This window comes from Acinetobacter sp. ANC_7655, from assembly GCF_056784015.1.
This window is the reverse complement of the sequence record NZ_JBWYJB010000041.1, coordinates 1-312: the sequence shown is the minus strand read 5'-3', so window position 1 is coordinate 312 and position 312 is coordinate 1. Positions and strand designations below refer to the sequence as shown.

Sequence of the window (312 nt, the reverse complement as noted above, 5' to 3'; positions counted from 1 at the left end):
AAATGTATCGTTGCCTTCACCACCCTCTAACTTATCCCCTCCATATTGAGCAATAAGTAAATCATCTCCATCACCCCCATAGAGATAATCATTTCCTGTACCACCTATAATTGTATCATTACCACCCATACCATAAATGATATTGACATTTGCATTTGCTTGAACTTTTTCACTTTCATCCGACCCATCGTATCTATTAGATAGATGAGATTTGATTAATTCTCTATCCCAAATGGTACCATCATCGAATTCTATGTAATTAACACCATATGCTTCTGAATATAATTGGAAGCCAATTGAAATCTGTCCTGG

General features: G+C 35.9%; 1 protein-coding gene. It reads right to left on the bottom strand.

Annotated features, from left to right (window positions below):
• A partial coding sequence (locus AC1M9N_RS14500) for a calcium-binding protein (protein ID WP_481954978.1) occupies positions 1 to 312 on the bottom strand: 312 nt, incomplete at both ends.